This window comes from Arthrobacter sp. ok362 (assembly GCF_900102785.1).
In the GTDB taxonomy this organism is placed as follows: Bacteria; Actinomycetota; Actinomycetes; order Actinomycetales; family Micrococcaceae; genus Arthrobacter.
In genome coordinates, this window is sequence record NZ_FNGC01000002.1 from 99913 (window position 1) to 120770 (window position 20858).

Sequence of the window (20858 nt, forward strand, 5' to 3'; positions counted from 1 at the left end):
TGACCGATTCTGGGAGAAAAGGGAAAGCTATGACTGGAAAGTATGTGTCGACGTCGACCATCACCATCGATGCGCCTGCAAGCCGCGTATGGTCCGTGCTCACCGACCCCGGCGCCATCAAGGAGTTCATGTTCGGCACTGATGTCGTGACCGACTGGACGGTCGGCGGACCCATCGTGTGGCGCGGCGTTTGGGACGGCAAGGCGTACGAGGACACGGGCACCGTCCTGGAGTTCGAACCCGGACGGCGGCTCGTCGTCACGCATTTCAGCCCGCTGAGCGGCCAGGAGGATGCGCCCGAGAACTACCACACGCTCACGTGGACGCTTGAGGACCAGTCCGGCACGACGGAATTCACGCTCTCGCAGGACAACAACGCAAGTGCCGAGGAAGCCGAGCACTCGAAGGGCATGTGGGACAGCCTCGTGAAGAGCGTGAAGGCCATCGCCGAGCGGACATAGGCGCGCGAAGTCGCCGGATGCCTGCGGGCTCGCCGAACACTTCCGGCGACTTCGCGGGTTTCCGGCGAACTCGGCCGGGTGCGTGGACGTAGTGCCGCGGCGGCGACCATGCCGGCTTAGGGTACGAGCACGATCTTCCCTTTCGCCGCGGTGCTCCCCAGCAGCTCATGGGCGCGACGAACCTCGGAAAGCGCCAGACGCTCGGCCACCACGGGGTGAATCTCGCCGCGGTGGAGCATCTCGAGCAGCGCGAGGAAGTCCGCCTGGAACCAGTCCTGGTGGTGGATGCGCAACTGCTGAATGCGGTAGGACAGCACCTTTCGGCGGGGCGACAGCACACCCCAGAGCGCGACGCCCCCGGTTGCCGCGTACCACGCGATCACCCCCGGCCAGTTCTTGCGCCCCTGCGCGGTGGTGCCGTAACGGCCGAACACGACGAGCCGTCCGCCGGGCCGCAGTGCGCGGAAGGAGCGCAGCGACAACGGCCCACCGATCCCGTCGAGGGCAATGTCCACGCCGTCGCCCGTGAGCCCGTGCACTCGGGCCAGGAAGTCGTCGTTGTGATAGTCGATCGCCACCGCGCCCAGCCGCTCCACCGCGGCGCAGTCCCGACCGGAAGCGGTCCCGTAGAGACGAAGGCCGGCTAGCGCTCCGAGCTCGAGGACCGCGGTGCCTACCCGGCCGGCCGCGCCGTGAACCAGAACGCTCTCCCCGGGCTTCGCCTTGGCCGTGCGGTGAAGCAGCTGGTACGCGGTCATGTAGGGGAAGACGAGGCTCACCACCTCGGCCGGGTCGACGTCCTCAGGCACCTCCACCGCGTATACCTCCGGCACACAGACGCGCTCGGCGTTGGCGCCCCACACCGTCAGCGCGCCGATGCGGTCCCCCACCCGTACCCGCGAGCAACCGGGCCCGATCTCATCAACGATGCCGACGAGCTCGTACCCGGGCGTGAAAGGTGGCTTGGGTCCGCCGAGATATGTGCCTGCGCGCAGCTGTGTGTCGGTGAACGAGACACCCGAAGCCAGGACCCTGACGCGGACTTCGCCCGGACCTGGCCGTGGATCGTCGACCTCCACCACGTTCAAGACCTCGGGGCCGCCGAAGCGGTCGATAACCACACGCTTCATGGGCTCACTCTACGCTCGCCGCAAAGTCGGCACATCGGCTCCATGCCGCGCAGTGTCAGGGCCTTTCGGGACAGTTTCGCGACCCCTTGACACCCCCGAACGGCCGGACTATTCTACAACCAAATGGTTGTAGATCAGCTCCGAGCCCAGCTCAGTGAAGAAGAACTTGACCGCCTGTTCCAGGCGTTCGCCGACACGACCCGCCGGGACATCGTGCGGCGCGTGACGGTGGGCGAGTACTCGGTCTCCGGGCTCGCTGCCCTCTACGCCATGAGTTTCGCGGCCGTCCAGAAGCATGTGGCGGTGCTGGAACGCGCTTCCCTTGTCTCCAAGGAGAAGCGGGGAAGGGAGCAGATTGTGCGGGCCAATCATGACGGACTGCAGAGGGCCCGCCGGCTGCTCGACGAATACGAGGTCATCTGGCGGCAGCGGGCCGATCGGATCGCGGACCTTCTCGCCGAAACAGCCATCACAGAACCTGACAAGACAGGGACAGGCAACACGCAAACCAAAAACGCGCAAAGCAACATAACTGAAGGAAAACTGAAGGATAGGAAGGGTTCGTCATGACGGTTATCAGTTCAGTCAAGAATCTTGAGGCGCTGAGCCTCACCGTGGTCGCCGAGTTCGACGCCGAAGTTGGCCGCGTCTGGCAAATCTGGGAAGACCCGCGTCTGCTCGAGCGCTGGTGGGGGCCTCCCACATGGCCGGCCACCTTCGAGAAGCACGAGTTTGTCCCCGGCGGCGACGCCAGCTACTTCATGACGGGACCCGAGGGGGAGAAGGCCCGCGGCTGGTGGCGGTTCGTGACCATCGACGCCCCGCACCGCCTGGAGTTTGATGACGGATTCGCGGACGACAACGGCGACCCCGTGGCCGACATGGGCACCATTCACGGCCTGGTGACGCTGGAGCCAATCGGCGACCGCACCCGAATGACCATCTTGTCCACGTTCGAGGCGGAGGAGCAGATGGAGAAGATTGTCGCCATGGGCATGGAGGAGGGCATGAGGGAAGCGGTGGGCCAGGTCGACGCGATCCTCGCCGAGCCCGTCAACGCCTGACCTGCAACGCAAGCGGACGACGGCGGGAACCTCCCGCCGTCGTCCCCTTTGGCCCTGTTCAGCCCGCTGCGTGCGGCGTTAGGATGCCATGTGACTTTCACCCACGGATACGCAGCCAGCGGCGACCTCCGCATGTACTACGAGGTCCACGGCCACCCGCGGGCCGACAAGCCCCCGCTGCTGCTGATTCCCGGCGGAGGCTCGAGCATCGAGACCAACTTCGCCGGCCTCATCCCGGCCTTGCTGGCCGAGAGCCTCCAGGTGATCGCCGTCGACGAGGAAGGGCACGGGCGGACCGCGGCGACCGGCCGTCCGCTCACCGCCGAAAACTCGGCCGACGACGTCAAGGCCGTGATGGACGAGCTCAAGGTGGACTCCGTGGATGTGCTCGGATTCAGCGCTGGCGGCCACACTGCGCTGGCGCTGGCCATGCGGTATCCGGCCTCCGTGCGGTGCCTGATCACTGCCTCCAGCTTCGTCAGCCGGGACGCGGTCGGCGATGAATTCTGGGACGGAATGGCGAACGCGACACTCAGCGACATGCCGGAGGCGTACAAAGACGCGGACAGCCGGCTCAATCCGGAGCCCGGACACCTCGAGCGGATGTTCGAGCTGGACCGCCAGCGAATCCTGACCTTCCCCGGATGGACGGACGAGGAATTGCACCGCATCACGGCCCGCACCCTGGTGCTGAGCGCCGACCGCGACGTCATGAGCCCCGAACACGCGGTGCGGATGTCCCGCGTCATTCCCGGGGCGCGCCTGATGATCGTTCCAGGCACCCACGGCGACTACCTCGGTGAGCTGGCCGCGAGCGGCGGCGACCTGAGGGCCATGCGGACCACCATCCCGTACTTGCTGCGGTTCCTGGACGAGTAGACAGCGGCTAAGGGCTACGCGATCGGCGCCGCCGTCGTCGAGGTCACCACCGCCGCCGAAGTCGCCGGAAGCGTGCCGGCTCGCCGTACGCTTCCGGCGTAGCGGCGAGTTTCCAGCGAGTTCGAGGCTGAGCGGGCGGGCGGATTGCAGCGCCGCGGCACGAAGCCGCCGGATGCCGCGCCGCTAGACTCACGCGCATGACAATTGTTGACGATCGGGGCCGCCCCGAGCCTCCCCTTGCAGGCGACGAAACCGCGACCCTCCTGGGTTTCCTGGACTTTCAGCGGGCCACGCTGGCGTGGAAGTGCGCCGGACTGGACGCCGCCGGTTTCGGGGCCACCACCGCCGCCTCGTCGATGACACTGGGCGGGCTGCTCAAGCACATGGCCTACGTGGAGAGCGCATGGTTTGCCCATTCCCTGCACGCGCAGGACCGGGAGGCCCCGTTCGACACCGTGGATTGGAAGTCCGACCCCGACTGGGAGTGGCATTCCGCCGCCGGGGACACTCCGGACCAGCTGCGCACGCTGTGGCAGGATGCCGTGGAACGGTCCCGGATCCGCGTCGCGGAAGCCCTGGCCGTCGGCGGCCTGGACCAATTGGCCCGGCGCCAGTGGCCAGACGGTTCGGCACCGAGCCTGCGCTGGATCCTGTGCCACATGATCGAGGAGTATGCCCGGCACAACGGCCACGCCGACCTCCTCCGCGAGGCCTTGGACGGCGAGACGGGGGAGTAGGCGGGGAGTAGACGCGGCGGGATTGCCCGGCGGAAGACGACGGGTAGGCTCCCGCCGTCGTCGTCGTCCACCGGGCCATCTAGTTAGGGCGCAGTCTCGTCAGGGCGCAATCTAGTAGGCCTTCACCCGCTGTTCGACGACGAGGTGGACCAAGGCGAACACGCCGTCCTGGTCGATGGCGGCCAACGCAGCCTCCAGGGCCGCCGGGACGTCCTGGTCCTCGGTGACCGTGATGCCGAAACCGCCGAACGCCCGGGCCATCATGCCGAAATCGGGGTTCTTCAGCTGCGTGCCCGACACCCGGGACGGGTAGTGCCGCTCCTGGTGCGTGCGGATGGTGCCGTACTCCTGGTTGTCCATCACGATGATCAGCGGCGTGGCTCCGTACTGCGCGGCCGTGGCCAGCTCCTGCCCGTTCATGAGGAATTCCCCGTCCCCGGCGATGGTGACTACCCGCCGCTCCGGGCTGGCCAGCGAGGCGGCGATGGCCGAGGGCACCGAGTAGCCCATGGAGCCGTTCCGGGCGCTGATCATCGAGGCATAGCGCCGGGTGGGGAAGTACCGGTGCGCCCAGTTGGTGTGCTCGCCCGCCCCGAACGTCACCAGGGCGTCCTCCGCCAGCAGCGGGACGAGGTTCGCCATCAGGGTGTCCATCTTCGCGGGCCCATCGCCGGGGGTCGACGGCGGCAGGCTGGCGAATGACTGCTGCTCGGCGCGCATCCGGGCCGTCCACGCCTTCCATTCCTCCTTGACGGGCAAGTCGATGTTGGCCAAGTCCCGGACGAACGCCTCCGGCTTGGCCAGGATCTGGCGGGAGACCGGGCCGGAGCGGCCGCGCAGAGAGGGATCGATGGTGACCAGGAAGTTCTGCTTGTTCCAGTCCTGCCCGCAGACAAAGCCGTCCGTGATCACGTCTCCCGGGACCGTCCCGACGAAAACGAGCAGATCGGTTTCCTCCAGGAGGTCGTACGTGGGACGTGGCCGCCCGTAGCCGATCGGCCCCACATAGCTGGGGGAGTCGAAGGAGACGGTTCCCTGCGTGCGCCATTCTGCCGCGGCCGGAATATGGTGCTTCTCAAGCCACCGGGTGAGCTCCCCGGCTGCTTCCTGGGTCCAGTCGTTCCCGCCGGTGACAAAAAGCGGCTTCTTAGCCTGTGCCAGGGCTTCGGCGAGGGCGCCGGCATCCGTGCTGCTCATCCCGCCCGCGGCCACCGGGATGGGCGGGTGCAGGGCCGGATCAATCTGTGCGCGGATGATGTCCTCCGGCAGGCCCACCACCACTGGCCCGGGCCGGCCGCTCATGGCCGCGAACATTGCCTCCGCGACAATCTCAGAGGCCCGCTCGGGGTGGTCAAGGACCATCACGCGTTTGGCTCCGGTGTCGAACCACGCCTTGATGTCGAACTCCTGGAACGCCTCCCGGTCCCGGTGCGCGAACGGAATCAGCCCCACGAAGAGCAGCATCGGGGTGGAATCCTGCCAGGCGGTGTGCAGGCCCACGTGGGCGTTCGCCGCCCCGGGTCCACGGGTGACCATGGCGACGCCGGGACGCTGGTTCATCTTGCCGTCGGCCTCCGCCATGTAAGCGGCGCCGCCCTCGTGCCGGCACACCACGGTCTCGATCTCCGAGCCGTGCAGCCCGTCGAGGACGTCCAGGAAGCTTTCCCCCGGGACAACAAAGGTGCGTTCAACCCCGTGCGCCACGAGAGAATCAACAATCACGTGGCCTGCGGACTTGAGGGTCCTGTTGCCGATGAGGTTGCCCTGGATAACCCCCGGGACCGTCTGTAGGGGTTTGATGGTGTCGCCTTCAAATGGGTGCATGTCGGTTGCGGTCATGGTGGATGCAGACTCCGTATTCGTCACTACTTGCCTTCTTGGCTGGGTTGGCTGGCATGGGATGTCCGCTGAATTCAGCGGAGCGGTTGGCGCTGCCTAATCTGTTTCCGGTCCGGTACAGAAGAAGCAGCCGTCTTCGCAGCTGTCGTTGGACGCCGGCGGCTTGCCTTTGTGTGCGGTTGGCTGGTGGCGCTCCTGCAGAGTGCTAGGGCGGCGGGGACTCAGCGGGATTCGTGGCTTCATGGAGGCTTTCAGGTTGTATGTCGGGTTGTGGACCGGTCGGCATCAGAATGTTCGATTAGCGGATTGGAGTCCGGTTGGCCAGCACGGGCACGGCGCCCGTGAAGCCGTCGCGGGTTGCTGCGATGTCGTGGATCTGTTTCCGGCAGGCGTACCAGCCGCCGACCATCAGGGCGCAGGCGACCAGGGTCACCAGCAGCGTGAGCGGGGAGTCGATGAAGACCATGACGAGCACGCCGAGCAGGAATACCAGGGAGAGATACCCGGTGTAGGGGGCGCCGAACATCCGGAAGGAGGGGCGCTCGAGCCAGCCTTTGTCTGCCCACCGTTTGAGCTGGATCTGGCAGAGCACGATGGTGGCCCAGGTGACGACGATGCCCACAGAGGCGACGTTCAGGACGATCTCGAACGCCTGGCCAGGAACCAGGTAGTTCAGCGGGACGCCGAGGAGGGAGACGCCGGCGGTGATGGCGATGCCGCCGTAGGGGACGCCGGCCTTGTTCATCCGCTGGGCGAACTTCGGGGCCGATCCGGCCACTGACATGGAGCGCAGGATGCGGCCGGTGGAGTACAGACCGGCGTTCAGCGAGGACAGTGCGGCCGTGAGGACCACGAGGTTCATGATGACGTCCACACCTTGGATGCCGATGGATCCGAAGAACGTCACAAACGGGCTGACGCCCTCTTCGTAAGAGGTGCAGGGCAGCAGCAGGACGAGCAGGATGACGGAGCCGACGTAGAAGACGGCGATGCGGAGGACCACGGAGTTGATGGCCTTGGGCATGATCTTTTCGGGGTTTTCGGTTTCGCCGGCGGCGGTGCCGATCAGTTCAATCGAGGCGTAGGCGAACAGCACGCCCTGCATGAGGATGATCATGGGCAGCAGGCCGTTGGGGAAGATGCCGCCGTTGTCGGTGATGAGGCTGAAGCCGACTTCCTGGCCTTCCACGGGGGTGCCGAACACGACGAAGTAGGTGCCGACCAGCAGGAACGCGACGAGGGCTGCGACCTTGATCAGGGCGAACCAGAACTCCAGTTCGCCGAACACCTTGACGGAGGCGAGATTTAGGCAGAGGACCACGACAAGGGCGATCAGCGCCCAGGTCCACTGCGGTATGGCCGCCATCCAGGGGATGTATTTGCCGAAGAAGTTCATGTAGAGGGCCGCTGCGGTGATGTCCACGATCGTGGTGGTGGCCCAGTTGATCCAATAGAACCAGCCGGAGACGAACGCGGCTTTCTCTCCGAAGAATTCGCGGGCGTAGGACACGAACGATCCGGACGAGGGGCGGTGCAGGACCAGTTCTCCCAGGGCGCGCAGGATCAGGAAGGCGAAGAAGCCGCAGACGGCGTAGGCGATGACCAGTGACGGGCCGGCCGCGTTGAGCCGACCGCCGGCGCCCAGGAACAGGCCGGTTCCGATGGCACCGCCGATCGCGATCATCTGGATCTGTCGGGGCAACAGGCTCTTGTGGTAGCCCGAGTCCTCCGCGTGGATCAAGGCATCCGAAGCGTGGGCGTGGCCACCATCGGCCTGGTGCAAGTCAACCTCGTCATTGGGGTTGTTTGACATGGGTGTTCCTTTCGATCTGTCAGAGATCTAAATGGGTTTTGGGGGGAGATTGTGGGGACAGCCGGCCGTCAGATCAGAAGATCGACCACCCGGTGCGGTCGGACAGGTCGGCGAGAGCCGCCGTGCCTGCCAAGGAATTTCCTTTGGAATCCAGCCGCGGGCTCCAGACGCAGATGGCGCACTCGCGGGGGACGATCGCCAGGATGCCGCCGCCCACACCGCTTTTCCCCGGAAGTCCCACGCGATAGGCGAACTCGCCGGCTGCGTCATACATGCCGCAGGTCAGCATGATGGAGCCGATGCGTTTGGCCTGGCTCCTGGAGATCACCGCGCCTTGTACTCCCCGACCGTCCTGCGCGAGGAAAAGCCCCGCCTTGGCCACCTCCACGCAGGTCATCATGATTGAGCACTGCCTGACGTAGTTCTCGACCACTGCCTGTGCGGGCCGTCGCAGGTTGCCGAATTCCTTCAGGAAGTGGGCGAGGGCCAGGTTGCGGCTGCTGCTGGAGAGTTCACTCCTTGCGGCCATCTCGTCGATGAAAGGACCCGGTTGACCCACCTGCCCAGTGAGGAAGCGCAGGACCTGGGCGGCGGCGTCCGGAGATCTATCCATCAGATGGTCGGTGACCACCAGGGCGCCCGAGTTGATGAAGGGGTTCCGTGGGATCCCGTGCTCGACTTCGAGCTGGACCAAGGAGTTGAAGGACGTCCCTGCCGGCTCGCGAAGGACCCTGGTCCACAACGAGCCGGAGTCATCGGCGCTGAGCGCCATCGCCAAGGTGAAGACCTTGGATATGCTCTGGATTGAGAACGGCAGATCGGCGTCGCCGGAACAGAATACTTCCCCGGACGTCGTGGCAACCGCGATGCCGAAACGGTCGAAAGGCGGGGACTGCAGATGCGGAATATTTGCGGGAACTGACCCCACTTCCGTCCGGGGCCGGTGGCCGCGGACAATGTCATCCAGTACCAGACCAAGCGGGGGCGAATTAAGTACTGTCATCATTTCTTGCCCAGGAGCTCCTTCTGCGTGCCGGCCCATTCCTGCACATGCAGCAGCGCGACCAGTGAATGGCGGGGATTGCCGAGATCCAGACCGGTGATCCGGCCGACCTTGCCGATCCGGTAGTAGACGGTGTTCTTATGCAGCCGCATCCGCTTCGCACACTCGGCCACGTCCAGAGACGCGTCGAAGAAGGCCCGCAGGGTTTCGGCCAGTTCCGCGTCCTCGCGGAGCATGGCCCAGAGGCTGCGGTGCCGGAAGGTCGCCGTCGTAAAGTTCTCTACGGCGTCGTGGAGGAGGATCTCGGCTTCGAAGTCGTCCACCGTGGCCACCGAGACGTCGCCGGACCGGCGCATGCAGCCCAGCAGTGCTTCGCATATTCCGGTCACGGAATGGATCGAGAGCAGATCGGGGACAGTGGGCCCGACGGCGGCAAAGGGGCTGATGCCGAGGTGCTTGGTGGCGTCCCTGACGATTGCCTCGGCCAGGCTCCGCAGCCCGGCCCCGGCGTTGGCAGACTGGAGTCCGGGAAGGATCACGGCGGTGTCGCCGTGAAACTGTCCCACGATCGCTGAGGGCTTGTAGGCGGCCGCATGGATTGACGCGAGGTTGGCCAGCTCCCCGTGTTTGAGCGCGGCGTCGTCCTCCTGGGCTTGGGACGCCGACAGGCCCAGCAGGATCAGGGCGGAGGGACGGTCCGCAGGAATCTTCTCGCTGTGCGCGCTCGCAGCAGCCTCCGCCGGCCCCGAAAGGAGGCGCACGATCCGGTCCTCGCGCATGTGCACGGACTGCTGGTTGCGGTACCGGATCAGCTCGGCGGAAGCCCGCGCGGCCGAGCCGGTCAGCACGTAGTCGACGTCGTCGCCGAAGCCGCCACCGGTCTCCTGGAGCCAGATGTAGCCCATGATGCGGTCGCCGGCGAACAGGCTGATGGCGACCCGCTCCCGCAGACCGTCCTGGGGCCGGGCGGGAACCCGGACCGGCAGGCGCGTCCGGTGCAGCTCACGGTAGGCTCCGAGGTCCTTAAGGAGAAGTTCGTACTTGCGCGGGCCGCGCCGGGCCAGGATCGAGGCCTTGCGCAGCTCGTCAATGGCATTGGTGACCGTGGAGTACGCCAGGACCTTGTTGGCGGCGTCCTCGATCACCACGTGGCTGGAGGTCAGGCGGGCCGTGGTCTGGGCGATCGCGAAGAGGTCTTCTTCGAGCAGGGTCAGGACTTCGCTCTGATAGCTGCGCGGCTGGATCCGGTCCTTGGCGATGGACAGCAGGCGGTCCCAATCCGCCGCCGGGTCCACCAGCAGCAGGCCGGTGCCGGCGGCGCGCAGCAGCTCTTCCGCTTCCGCCAGCTCCTCCGGGCTGCCCTTGACGGCCAGGACCAGGGGAGGGCTTTTCAAGAGGCGCCGCACCGCCGGCAACGCGGAGCGTCCACGAACGCCGATCAGCAGGACGAACGCAGTCCCGCCGTCGGAGGTCTCGTCGTCGGCGTCAACGATCACAAAGCGTTCGATTGCCGCATCCGTGCGGGACGGCCGAAGCATCAGGCTGGCGAAACCGAGGGGGAGATCCGCGAGGATGTCGTCCACTGTAGCTGCGGCCATGGGTTTCCTTCTGACATTGGCACCCGCCCGGACTGCTCTGTCCGGACATCTCATGCTATCCAGCGGCCATCGCCGAAAGTATGGAAAAGCTCCTAAATTACGCGGCCCGTTTTAGGTCTGCGGACCAAGGCGCTCGGCGGGACGCGCCGTTACACGACGCCGTGAATTGCATCCGTATTGGCCCCGGCCTCAACTTTCAAGAAATGATGGGGCCATGGAGAATACTGACGCGCAGCCCTGGGTGCAGAACTACCAGCCGGGTGTCCCGGCGGAGATCGACCTGCCCACGGACTCGCTCGTGGACATGCTGGAGCGGTCCGTAGCCGAGGCCGGGGGCGCTCCGGCGCTGGAGTTCTTCGGCCGGCGCACCAGCTACGCCGACCTCGGCGAACAGGTGGACCGGGCCGCCGAGGGACTGCGCCGGCTCGGTGTCCGCGCCGGGGACCGGGTTGCCCTGATCCTGCCCAACTGCCCGCAGCACGTCGTCGCGTTCTACGCGGTGCTGCGCCTGGGCGCCGTCGTCGTCGAACACAACCCGCTGTACACCTCCCGGGAACTGCGCCACCAGTTCGAGGACCACCAGGCGCGGATAGTGATCGCGTGGGACAAAGCGGCGGCGGCAGTGCGGGAGTTCCCGGACGACGTCGAGATCGACCACGTCGTCTCCGTCAACCTGCTCGAGGCGTTTCCCGCCGTCAAGCGCCTGGCGCTGCACCTGCCAGTGAAGAAGCTGCGCGAAACTCGTGCCTCGCTCACCGCACCGGCACCGGGCACCACGCCGTGGAAGGATCTGCTGGGCCATGGCCGGATCGACCCCGCGCACCCGCGGCCCTCCGTGGGCGACCTCGCGGCGATCCAATACACCTCGGGCACCACCGGCCGGCCCAAGGGCGCCATGCTGACCCATTTCAACCTGTACTCCAACGCGCTGCAGGGCGAGGCCTGGATGCACGGCGCGGAGTACCGCAAAGAGGTGTTCTACGCGATTCTGCCGATGTTCCACGCGTTCGGCATGACGCTCTACCTCACCTTCGGCATCCGCAAGCAGGGCCTGCTGGTGCTCTTCCCGAAGTTTGACCCGCACCTGATCCTTGCGGCCATGAAGAAGTCGCCCGCCACCGTCTACTGCGCCGTCCCGCCGATCTACGAGCGCACCGCGATGGCCGCGAAGGAGAAGGGCACCTCCCTGCGGTCCTGCAAGTACTGCATTTCCGGTGCCATGAACCTGCCTGACCACGTCGTGGAGCTCTGGGAATCCGTGTCCGGCGGCCTGCTCGTGGAAGGCTACGGGATGACCGAGTCCTCGCCGGTGGCCATGGGCAACCCGTTCTTCCCCACCCGGCGCACCGGCACCATCGGCGTGCCCTTCCCGTCCACGCTCATGAAGGTCGTGGACATCGACAACCCGGGCGTCGAGGTGCCGCAAGGCGAGCCGGGCGAGCTGCTGATCAAGGGCCCGCAGGTCTTCCAGGGGTACTGGAACAACCCCGAGGAAACCGCGAAGGCGCTCACGGCGGACGGCTGGCTGCGCACGGGCGACGTCGTCACCGTGGACGCGGACGGCTTCACCAAAATCGTGGACCGGGCCAAGGAGCTCATCATCACCGGCGGCTTCAACGTCTCGCCCACCGAGGTGGAGGCCGCGATGCGCCTGCACCCGGACGTTGCCGACGCCGCCGTGATCGGCAAGCCGCTGGAGCGCGGCGGTGAGATGGTGGTCGCCGCCGTCGAACTCGCTCCTGGTGCCGCCCTCGACGAGGAGGCGCTGCGCACGCACTGCCGCGAGCACCTCGCCGGCTACAAGGTCCCCAGACGGGTCGTGGCGATCGACGACATGCCCCGGTCGATGCTCGGGAAGATCCTGCGCAAGCAAGTCCGCGAGCTCGTGCTGCCGGGGCTGTGAGGAGAACAGATGCGCGCTGATGCAGAGATCGACTTCACCGTCGGCGACCCCGGAACCGGTGATCTGGACGTGTCCTGGATCCACGGATCAGAATCCGCGAAGCACAACACGGACCCGGACATCCAGGTCCATGCCTACGACGAGCACACGTACATTTTGCGCCAGAACATGGCGGTCAACTATGAGGCGCCGTTCATGTTCCTGCTGTTCGGCAACGCCCGGGCCGTGCTCATCGACACCGGCGCCACCGCATCCGCGGATTTCTTCCCGCTGCGCCGCGTCGTCGATGAACTCATGGATACGTGGCTTGCCGCTCATCCCCGCGACGGCTACCGGCTCCTTGTCCTGCACACCCATCCGCACGGCGACCACGTGGCGGGGGACGCCCAGTTCGCCGGCCGCCCCGGCACCGTTGTGGTGGACGCGGACCGCGACAGCGCGTGGGAATTCTTCGGATTCACGGACGACGCCGATGGCAACTTGACCGGCGGTGCCGATCAGTCGGCGCGGGTGGATCTTGGCGGCCGCGTCCTGGAGTGCTGGCCCAGCCCGGGACACCACGATGCGGCGGTCACGTTCTACGACCCCCATACCGGATTCCTGCTGACCGGAGACACGGTCTATCCCGGCCGGCTGTACATCCAGGACTGGCCGGCTTTCGTCAGCACCATCGACCGGTTGATCGGGTTCTGCAGCACCCGCCCCGTCACCCACGTCTTGGGCTGCCACATCGAAATGTCGCGGGAACCCGGCGTCGACTACCCGATTTTCACCACCTACCAGCCCGAGGAACCACCGCTGCAAATGACCGTCGAGCAACTCCGGGAGATCCGCCGCGCCATCGACGAGGTGGACGGACGCCCCGGCCGGCACCCGTTTCCCGGCTTCGTCCTCTGCCTCGACGGGGTGTGACTCCGCAGAGGACGGCGGACTCCACCTTCTCGATCAGTGATGGCCGACGCGAGTAGTTCCGAACATCAGGGTTCGCCGGCTCACGTCGTAGAAGACGGTATCCGCGGTGGACAGGAGATCCTGCAGGTTGTCCGCGTCGTCGGCGTCGATAGTGAGGACTTCCTCCCACGCGCCTTCATCCAGCACGAGCTGCAGCGTCCACATGCCGGGGCTGCCCGCGTCCCCGGCAATCCAGCTGAACTGGTAATGGCTGACCTGGCGTACCTTGATGCTGTCATCGGTGATCGGCTGCTTTGGTGTGGGGCTCATGGTCTTATCCTTGCCGGCTGCACCCGCCGCGCAGCCTCGTCGCTGTGTGCTAAATGTTTGGAATGTTCTTGCCGGCAGCTGACTCCATCGACCGGGACCACCAATGTAGCCCCGTCCCCGAACCGTGTAAATGACGCGCAGGCACGATGCGGGCCGCGGGCGTAAACTGACTGCCATCGGACTGAGGGAAGGTACGGCCATGGGCAAGGACCAGGCGGATCCGGCAGGGCAGGATCCCGAGCGCAGCGCCCCGGGGAGCGGAAGCACGATACCCAAATCGAAGGACGGTATCTGGGTGACGTCGACTCCTGGAAAATCCAGTTTTGAGCCGGAAGAGGATGTCCCCGTCCAGGGCAGCGGAGCCGAAGATGCGGGCAGGCCAGAGGAAGAGTCCTGACCGCAAGCGATTCGGTAGCTTGAGGGCCCGGCATCTTTAGCTTGAGGCCCGGAACCGGCCCTGCACGACCCCGCGAGTACGACCCCGCGAGTGGCACTTCGCGGCTGGTGCCCTGGGTTCTAGTGAACTGCGACGTCTTCCGCGTCCTCGGGCCCGACGAAGTTGCACGAGCCGGGGTGGCGCAAGGGCAACGTGCAGGTGCGCCCGGTGGGCAGGTGGACGTTGGCGCACCGTCCCGCCATGGCCACGTCTTCGCGGACATGCGTGACGTGCGTGCTGCTCTTATCCTGTGCCGCTTCCTCGCGGCTGGTTTGTTGGGGGCTGACGGACGCGCTGGGGTTTTGGCTGTTCACGGCTGCAACTCCTCGGGATCTGCGATGCATGAAGGATTGGAAGAGTACTTTGTTTTACCGGAAGTCTCCAGCCTCGCACGGGCGGGTTAACACCGGGTTACGGCAGTGTTAGGTTCCCGTCTCGGCGAGGGCACAGGGGGTGGCGGGTCCTCTGGGCGGCACCGCTGCACGGACCTTTTGCCACCGCCTGGCTGTTCCGCATACTGGAAAGCAGATCCGCGATTCCGGCAGGCGAGGACGGTGGTGGCTGATGAGCAGCGGGGTAGGTGGTTCCGGCAGCGCGTTCCGGCGCCGGGTGGAGCGTGCCGCGGAACTCCGGGCGGTGCGCACCTCGGGCAGCACCGCCCAGGAGAACGACGCCCTCAACGCCGCCGAGGAAGAGGTCCGGCAAAAGCGCGCCAAAATCGACGACGCCGCCAAGGCCGAGTACCTGATTAGGGATGCCATGGCGCAGGGCAAGTTCGACAACCTCAAGTACGCCGGCAAGCCCATTCCCGGGCTGGGCGAGGCGTACGACCCCGACTGGTGGGTCAAAGGCCTGATCCAGCGGGAAAACATCTCCGGCCTGGGCCCGAAGGCGATCCTGCTCCGCACCGAGGACGCCGAGCTTGATGCCCGGCTGGATGCCCAGTTCAGCGAAAAACAGATGCGCGAGATCGTCGAGGACTTCAACGCCCGGGTCATCGACGCCCGGCGGCAGCTCCAGGGCGGGCCGCCCGTGATCACCAAAACGCGGGACGTCGACGTCGAACTGGACCGCTGGCGGGGCCGCCGGGCTGCCGCGGCCGCCACTGCCCCGCCGGAGCCGAAACCGACGCGGCCCTGGTGGCGGCGGCTCTGGCACGGGGCCGGCTAGGCGCAGTCCGAGTCGTGCCCGGTTTCCTCGCCCACGCCCGGCCGAATTCGAGCGTCGCGACCAGGTCCGCCAGGGTTTCCGGCCCCGCGAATTGCTGATCACCGCGTCCTGGCCGAACTTGGAACTCCGCAGGTCGTTGAGCAGGCCGGCTGTCCTCACAGGCCTGACCGCTGCCTTCATACGTCGGTGCCGAATCACATTTGGTGGGACCCTGTCTGAAATCCCGGACGGAGAATCAAACTTCGCCGTGATGCAGCTCACGCGCCGTGCTCAGATGTACTCACGACTTCGTCAGGATCCACTTTCAATGTGAGGAACAGTCATGCAGGCCACTACAAGAACGGGAACAGCAGAGCCGCGCGTCGAGCGCCGCTCCATTGACTTCGTCCCGGACCACGAACGCCACGGGTCGCCGACGCAGCAATTCACCCTATGGTTCGGCGCGAACATGCAGATCACCGCGATCGTGGACGGAGCGCTGGCGGTGCTTTTCGGCGCCGATGCCCTGTGGGCGATCCTCGGACTGCTCATCGGCAACCTCCTCGGTGGAGCCGTCATGGCACTGCACGCGGCCCAGGGACCCAAGCTTGGTCTCCCGCAGATGATCTCCAGCCGTGCGCAGTTCGGCGTGCTGGGCGCCGTGATCCCCCTGGTGCTGGTCATCATCATGTACCTGGGCTTCGCGGCCACCGGAACTGTCCTGGCGGGGCAGGCCGTAGAGCAGATCACGCACACCGGAACTCCGGCCGTGGGCATGGTCATATTCGGGGCCTTGACCGTGCTGGTGGCGACCCTGGGCTACAAGTACATCCACCTGTTGGGCAGGATTTCGACCGTCGTCGGCGTCCTTGGCTTCACCTACCTGGGCATCCGGCTCCTCGCCAGCCAGGACGTCGGCGCGCTGCTCAGCTCCGGTAGCTTCGAATTTCCCACGTTCCTCCTGGCTGTCTCCCTCGGCGCCGGGTGGCAGCTGACGTACGGCCCATACGTCGCTGACTATTCCCGTTACCTGCCCTCTGGCACCCTGCCCCGCCGAACCTTCCTGGCCGCGTTCTTCGGCACGGTGCTTGGATCGCAGTGGTCCATGACGCTCGGCGCCCTGTTCGCTGCCCTGGCGCTGCCCAAGGGCCAGCGGTTTCTCGACGGTCAGGTGGCCTTCCTTGGCAACCTCAGCGGCGGCGGCCTGATCGCCGTCGTCATTTACCTGGTGATCGTGACCGGCAAACTGACCGTCAACACCCTTAACGCCTACGGCGGGTACATGACGATGCTGACCTCTGTAACAGCGTTCACGCGCAAATCGGCGGTGCCGTCGCGGACCCGGTTGCTCTACGTAGTGGCGTTCATCGGGCTCTCCGTCCTCATTGCGGTGCTGGCTTCGCCCGACTTCATCGCCAACTTCAAGAACTTCGTCCTGCTCCTGCTCATGGTTTTCATTCCGTGGAGCTCGATCAACCTCGTGGACTACTATCTCGTCTCGAAGGAAAAGGTGGACATCCCGGCGCTCTACGATCCTGACGGCCGGTACGGGCGCTGGAACAAGACCGCGCTGCTGTCCTACGCCGTCGGCATTCTCGTGCAGATTCCGTTCCTCGCCCAGACTCTCTACACGGGACCGATGACGGAGGTGCTCGGTGGTGCCGACATCTCCTGGCTGGTGGGCCTGGTGGTCACCGCTCTCGTGTTTTATCCGCTGGCCAAGCGAAACTCGAAGGCACCGGCGCGCATGATCTACCCGGCCGACGCCGGCCCGCTTGCCACTGCCTCGGCCAGCGAACCGCTTCAGAGCAGCCGGGTGCCCTGAACTGGAACGCACTGAATGGTCAGAGGACGACGGCGGGTCTTCCCGCCGTCGTCCGGGCCGAACGTCCCTGGTAGCCCGCGGCGATGTGCTCGACCTCGATTTCCCCGTTCATAGAGATGACCGGCTCCGCCCCGCTCATCTCTAGGCGGCCGGTTATACGGGGAAGAACAAAATGCCGATCCAAGGTGCGTGGCTTCGCCGGGGCAATCGGCGTAGCCTGCGCTTAGGCGCGCTCATCGCGCACCTGCGTGGCGGTACGAAGCGGGCGATGCCATGAAAAAGTTCGGGCCACAGGACAGCCATACCCCGCGGCCAAGCGCCGCGGCCGAACCGGGGCGACTCGCACCACTGCGCGCGCCGTTGCGTCTTGCCGCCACGCTGGCGTTTACCGGCTTCGCGGTGTCAGTAATTGCCGGGCTGCTCCATGCCGACACGGCCAGCGCGAACGACCACCCGGCCACGTTCGCGGAGTACGCCCGAAGCGGCATCTGGACGGCGGTCCACCTGGGGCAGTTCGCCGGCATGGCCCTTCTCATCTCTGGGCTGCTGGTCCTGCTGGTCGCCCTAAGAGCGCCGGACGGGGCCATGACCTGGGCGGCACGGTTCGGCGTCGCGGCGGCGGTCGCCGCGCTGGCCCTGTATGCCTCGCTCCAAGCCGTCGACGGGGTTGCCCTCAAGCGCGCCGTGGACGCCTGGGCTGCAGCCGCGGAACCGGAGAAGACCGCCCGGTTTGCGACCGCCGAGGGCATCCGGTGGCTGGAATGGGGCATGCGCAGCTACCAGAGCTTCGTGCTGGGCGCGGCCCTGATCCTGACCGGTGCCGTGGTTGTCCGGGCGCGCCGCGTCTCCGGGCTGATCGGCTATCTCATCGCGTTCTCCGGGCTGGCGTATATTGCCCAGGGCTGGATCATCGGGGCCGAAGGCTTCTCCTCGGCGAACAGCATCCCCACGTTGGCCGGCATTGTCCTGATCCTGGTGTGGTCCGTGTGGCTGCTGGTCAGCGCCTGGCTCGGGAAGGATACGCCTGCCCGCGACAGGATACGCGGGTAGCCCGCCCCGCACGGCCGAATTCGCCGGAAACTACTCAGCTCGCCGGAAGATTCCGGCGAGCCCGGAGCTTTCCGGCGAATTCGCCGGGCTTCAAGCCCGCCAGCCGTCGGGGGCGGGATCGACAGCGCGTCGGGGCCGGGAGCGTCAGATGGTGCGCGGCGCCTTGGCCAGGTTCTCGGCCAGCTCGGTCGCGTTCTGCCGGATCACGTAGGCGGGGCGGTCCCGTTCCGTGCGCCAGCTTTCGGACAGCGGGCCCATGTTGACCGTGTCGAAGCCGAATTCGTCGTAGAGCCTGGTCACAAGCTCAGCCGCTTCCGGGAAATCGCTCGCCGTGGCCAGGGCCCGGCGGTTGGGTGTGCCGGCCGGTGTGCCGTCCGTGGTGATCTGTGAGTACATGATGTGGTTGAAGGCCTTGGCCACCTTGGACTGGGGCAGGTGCTCCTGCAGCAGGCCGGAGGTTGTGGCCTCGCCGGCATCCAGGGGCGGGAAATGCCCGTCCCGTTCCCAGTAGTAGTTGTTGGTGTCGAGGACGATCTTGCCCGCCAGCGGCTCCATGGGCACGTCCCGGATGCTCCTAAGCGGCACGGTGACGACGGCGAAGTCGCCGGCAGCTGCCGCTTCGGCCGGCGTTGCGGCCCGGGCTTTGGGCCCCAGTTCCGCGACGAGGCCCGCCAGGGTTTCCGGCCCCCGCGAGTTGCTGATCACGACGTCGTAGCCGAGCTCCACGGCCTTCCGCGCCAGCTGACCGCCAATGTGTCCTGCACCGATGATTCCGATTGTTGTCATGTCGGGGCCAACACACAGGCAGGCGAAGATATTTCGCCCGTTAACGGCTGTGCTCTCGGGACCGGCAGGGCCCCGCACGGCCGAATTCGCCGGAAACTACTCAGCTCGCCGGAAGATTCCGGCGAGCCCGCAGGCTTGCGGCGAATTCGCGCGTCGGGGAAGCTACTGTCCTGTCCTGCCGCCTGGCGCGGCGTTGCCCTTGGCTCCGGTGCCCGGTTCGTCGTCGATGTCCGGGCCTTCTGCCGCGTCCTGGGAATGGGCCCGGTCGTCAAAGGGTTCAGCCGTTGCATCACCCTCGGCTGGGGTCTCGCTGTGGGCGCGCTCCGGCGCCTTTGGGTCTTCGCTCATGTCCGCTCCTCTGCTGCGAATCCTGCGGTGGGTTGTCGGCTTTTGAACATCTAGCTCCCACAGCGAGAGGGCTGTCAAGGCCTCCCGGATGCTTGGGGATTCAGAACGGTGCCCGGCCGCCGGGTCGGCTGGAATCCCGTTTGGGTTGCTTGCGGGGGCGCAGGGCATAGTCGCGGGACCGTTTGCTGGAGAGCGCCAGAAGCAGCAGGATGTCCAGGGCCAGGCCAGGGAGATTGGACTGCAGCGTGATATCGGGGCCGCCGTGGAAGACATCGACGGCCTGGACGCAGATGGCGGCCGTGCTGAGCGCCATGGCCACGGTCCGGGCCCAGTTCCGGCCGAGGAACACAAAGCACGCCAGGAGGATCTCGGCCAGGACAAAGAGCAAGACAACCACCGTTCCGGCCGTGACGGCCAATTCGGCTTGGGCCTCCGTGACGGCCGGACCGGCTACGGGCTCCACCAGTGAGCCCACGTGCGCGTCCTTGAAGAACACCATAGACATGGCCAGCAGGGCGGCCGCCGCCGCGCGGGCAGCGACAAAGACCGCCCCGACAATCGTGGTTGCCGGACGCCTGTTGCGGCTGTCGGTCGGGGGTCTGTCGCTCGGAGGCCAGCGCGCCCCGGCCGGCTCCGCGGGGGTCTGCCGGAGATCGACGATCGGGAGATTGCCGTCGGTGGTGATGGTGTCGCCCCCGCCGTTGCGCGCGTGATACCCGGTCGAAAAATCACGGATCACCCGGAGCCCCGCGGCGGGGTCGGCTTCGGTGATGGCGCCGACCACATGGTCGCGTTCGGCGTCGGTGTTCTCATCGATCTTGTGGGTGATCTGCAGGGTAAACAGGGACAGGCCGACGCTGCGGTCATACGTGCCGGCCGCGAGCCAGTCAACGGCCAGCCCGCCCGGCAGCAGCCAGCCGGACGGACAGCGCCAGAAACGGACGTGGTGCCGCTTGCCCGGGGTGCCGTCGACTTCCTGCTGGTAGGCAAAATCCTGCTGCCGGCCGAACAGGAACAGGGGACTGACCGGGGCCTCGAGGTAGCTGCGGCGCAGGAGGGTGGAGGAGACGATCCGCCGGCTGCTGGCCAGCGTCACGTCATCGGCCATTGTCCAGCCCGCGGAGTGCATCACTCCATGGATCTGCGGTTCCGATCCAAGCAGGGCAATGTTCACGGGATCGCCCAGCAGCCCGTCGCTGGTGCGTGCCCGGCCGATGAAGTAGTCGGGAACGTAAAGCCGCGTGAGGATCCGGTGCAGGCGGGGGAGCACCAGGTACGCGAGCAGGGCCCAGAAGATGAAGAGGAACCAGACCTGTGCCCAGCCCCACTGAAAGCTCAGCTGCACCAGCAGGGAGGTCAGCCACACAGCCGCGACGCCGCCCACCACGGAGAAAACGGTGTCCAGTAATGAGTACGGCACCGCCTCGGCCGGGGTTGTGACCTCAACCGCTGCCTTGGTCATGGCCGCCATAATACGCGCACAGGCGCCGGTTGGCTCGAAAGATGAATCTTCTGGCCCGGAGGTTGAGTATGGCGTGATTTGACCTACTGGTGCCCGCCGCCGTGGATAGGGTGACAGTCATGGAACCACTACTGAAAGTTTTGCGGCATGGGGG

General features: G+C 66.3%; 21 protein-coding genes. 11 read left to right on the forward strand and 10 right to left on the reverse strand.

The window, feature by feature from the left end:
• The first annotated feature begins 29 nt into the window (after nucleotides 1-29).
• Nucleotides 30-461: an SRPBCC domain-containing protein gene (locus BLQ10_RS02925; protein ID WP_091558209.1), complete on the forward strand. Its 432-nt coding sequence runs from the start codon at nucleotides 30-32 to the stop codon at nucleotides 459-461.
• A 116-nt stretch (nucleotides 462-577) separates the two neighbouring features.
• Here the strand turns inward: BLQ10_RS02925 and BLQ10_RS02930 are convergent, their stop codons facing one another.
• Entirely contained in the window at nucleotides 578-1591 is a 1014-nt protein-coding gene (locus tag BLQ10_RS02930; protein WP_091558212.1) for a medium chain dehydrogenase/reductase family protein, read from the reverse strand.
• A 123-nt stretch (nucleotides 1592-1714) separates the two neighbouring features.
• Between BLQ10_RS02930 and BLQ10_RS02935 the strand changes: the two genes are divergently transcribed.
• The 4 genes from BLQ10_RS02935 to BLQ10_RS02950 all read left to right on the forward strand — a co-directional run bounded on the left by BLQ10_RS02935 (nucleotide 1715) and on the right by BLQ10_RS02950 (nucleotide 4271).
• Nucleotides 1715-2161 carry an ArsR/SmtB family transcription factor gene (locus BLQ10_RS02935; protein ID WP_254785374.1) on the forward strand — a complete coding sequence of 149 codons (447 nt, stop codon included), beginning with the start codon at nucleotides 1715-1717 and terminating at the stop codon, nucleotides 2159-2161.
• Nucleotides 2158-2655, forward strand: coding sequence for an SRPBCC family protein (locus BLQ10_RS02940; RefSeq protein WP_091558214.1), 498 nt, complete (start codon nucleotides 2158-2160; stop codon nucleotides 2653-2655). The genes BLQ10_RS02935 and BLQ10_RS02940 overlap by 4 nt, the downstream gene beginning before the upstream one ends.
• 90 nt (nucleotides 2656-2745) lie before the next feature.
• Nucleotides 2746-3534, forward strand: a complete 789-nt coding sequence (locus BLQ10_RS02945; RefSeq protein WP_217635772.1) for an alpha/beta fold hydrolase — start codon at nucleotides 2746-2748, stop codon at nucleotides 3532-3534.
• A 197-nt stretch (nucleotides 3535-3731) separates the two neighbouring features.
• Nucleotides 3732-4271 carry a DinB family protein gene (locus tag BLQ10_RS02950; protein ID WP_091558216.1) on the forward strand — a complete coding sequence of 180 codons (540 nt, stop codon included), beginning with the start codon at nucleotides 3732-3734 and terminating at the stop codon, nucleotides 4269-4271.
• A gap of 111 nt (nucleotides 4272-4382) precedes the next feature.
• On the opposite strand, the gene BLQ10_RS02955 is transcribed toward BLQ10_RS02950, so the two are convergent.
• From BLQ10_RS02955 to BLQ10_RS02970, 4 genes are all read right to left on the reverse strand, one after another.
• Nucleotides 4383-6110, reverse strand: coding sequence for a thiamine pyrophosphate-dependent enzyme (locus tag BLQ10_RS02955; protein ID WP_254785395.1), 1728 nt, complete (start codon nucleotides 6108-6110; stop codon nucleotides 4383-4385).
• 298 nt (nucleotides 6111-6408) lie between these two features.
• A complete protein-coding gene (locus BLQ10_RS02960; protein WP_091558218.1) occupies nucleotides 6409-7923 on the reverse strand; it encodes an amino acid permease in 1515 nt (504 codons plus the stop codon).
• 73 nt (nucleotides 7924-7996) lie between these two features.
• Nucleotides 7997-8929, reverse strand: a complete 933-nt coding sequence (locus BLQ10_RS02965; protein WP_091558221.1) for a glutaminase — start codon at nucleotides 8927-8929, stop codon at nucleotides 7997-7999.
• On the reverse strand, nucleotides 8926-10524 hold the full coding sequence (locus tag BLQ10_RS02970) for a PucR family transcriptional regulator (RefSeq protein ID WP_091558222.1): 1599 nt from the start codon (nucleotides 10522-10524) through the stop codon (nucleotides 8926-8928). The genes BLQ10_RS02965 and BLQ10_RS02970 overlap by 4 nt, the downstream gene beginning before the upstream one ends.
• Nucleotides 10525-10738: 214 nt before the next feature.
• Between BLQ10_RS02970 and BLQ10_RS02975 the strand changes: the two genes are divergently transcribed.
• Complete coding sequence (locus tag BLQ10_RS02975) at nucleotides 10739-12427, forward strand: long-chain-fatty-acid--CoA ligase (protein ID WP_091558225.1); 1689 nt, start codon at nucleotides 10739-10741, stop codon at nucleotides 12425-12427.
• 9 nt (nucleotides 12428-12436) lie between these two features.
• Nucleotides 12437-13339, forward strand: a complete 903-nt coding sequence (locus BLQ10_RS02980) for an MBL fold metallo-hydrolase (protein WP_091558226.1) — start codon at nucleotides 12437-12439, stop codon at nucleotides 13337-13339.
• Nucleotides 13340-13372: 33 nt separating this feature from the next.
• On the opposite strand, the gene BLQ10_RS02985 is transcribed toward BLQ10_RS02980, so the two are convergent.
• Nucleotides 13373-13648, reverse strand: coding sequence for a hypothetical protein (locus BLQ10_RS02985; protein WP_091558229.1), 276 nt, complete (start codon nucleotides 13646-13648; stop codon nucleotides 13373-13375).
• 199 nt (nucleotides 13649-13847) lie between these two features.
• On the opposite strand from BLQ10_RS02985, the gene BLQ10_RS21940 reads away from it, so the two are divergent.
• On the forward strand, nucleotides 13848-14045 hold the full coding sequence (locus BLQ10_RS21940) for a hypothetical protein (protein ID WP_139164169.1): 198 nt from the start codon (nucleotides 13848-13850) through the stop codon (nucleotides 14043-14045).
• 119 nt (nucleotides 14046-14164) lie between these two features.
• On the opposite strand, the gene BLQ10_RS02990 is transcribed toward BLQ10_RS21940, so the two are convergent.
• Nucleotides 14165-14398: a hypothetical protein gene (locus BLQ10_RS02990; protein WP_091558232.1), complete on the reverse strand. Its 234-nt coding sequence runs from the start codon at nucleotides 14396-14398 to the stop codon at nucleotides 14165-14167.
• Nucleotides 14399-14648: 250 nt separating this feature from the next.
• On the opposite strand from BLQ10_RS02990, the gene BLQ10_RS02995 reads away from it, so the two are divergent.
• From BLQ10_RS02995 to BLQ10_RS03005, 3 genes are all read left to right on the forward strand, one after another.
• Complete coding sequence (locus tag BLQ10_RS02995; RefSeq protein ID WP_091558235.1) at nucleotides 14649-15254, forward strand: DnaJ family domain-containing protein; 606 nt, start codon at nucleotides 14649-14651, stop codon at nucleotides 15252-15254.
• A gap of 322 nt (nucleotides 15255-15576) precedes the next feature.
• Nucleotides 15577-17058 carry a purine-cytosine permease family protein gene (locus BLQ10_RS03000; protein WP_091558237.1) on the forward strand — a complete coding sequence of 494 codons (1482 nt, stop codon included), beginning with the start codon at nucleotides 15577-15579 and terminating at the stop codon, nucleotides 17056-17058.
• A 273-nt stretch (nucleotides 17059-17331) separates the two neighbouring features.
• On the forward strand, nucleotides 17332-18108 hold the full coding sequence (locus BLQ10_RS03005) for a hypothetical protein (protein ID WP_091558239.1): 777 nt from the start codon (nucleotides 17332-17334) through the stop codon (nucleotides 18106-18108).
• A gap of 144 nt (nucleotides 18109-18252) precedes the next feature.
• Here the strand turns inward: BLQ10_RS03005 and BLQ10_RS03010 are convergent, their stop codons facing one another.
• The 3 genes from BLQ10_RS03010 to BLQ10_RS03020 all read right to left on the reverse strand — a co-directional run bounded on the left by BLQ10_RS03010 (nucleotide 18253) and on the right by BLQ10_RS03020 (nucleotide 20704).
• On the reverse strand, nucleotides 18253-18894 hold the full coding sequence (locus BLQ10_RS03010) for an NADPH-dependent F420 reductase (RefSeq protein ID WP_091558242.1): 642 nt from the start codon (nucleotides 18892-18894) through the stop codon (nucleotides 18253-18255).
• A gap of 162 nt (nucleotides 18895-19056) precedes the next feature.
• Nucleotides 19057-19242: a hypothetical protein gene (locus BLQ10_RS03015; RefSeq protein WP_091558244.1), complete on the reverse strand. Its 186-nt coding sequence runs from the start codon at nucleotides 19240-19242 to the stop codon at nucleotides 19057-19059.
• A gap of 100 nt (nucleotides 19243-19342) precedes the next feature.
• Entirely contained in the window at nucleotides 19343-20704 is a 1362-nt protein-coding gene (locus tag BLQ10_RS03020) for an LssY C-terminal domain-containing protein (RefSeq protein WP_254785375.1), read from the reverse strand.
• Between the last annotated feature and the right edge of the window lie 154 nt (nucleotides 20705-20858).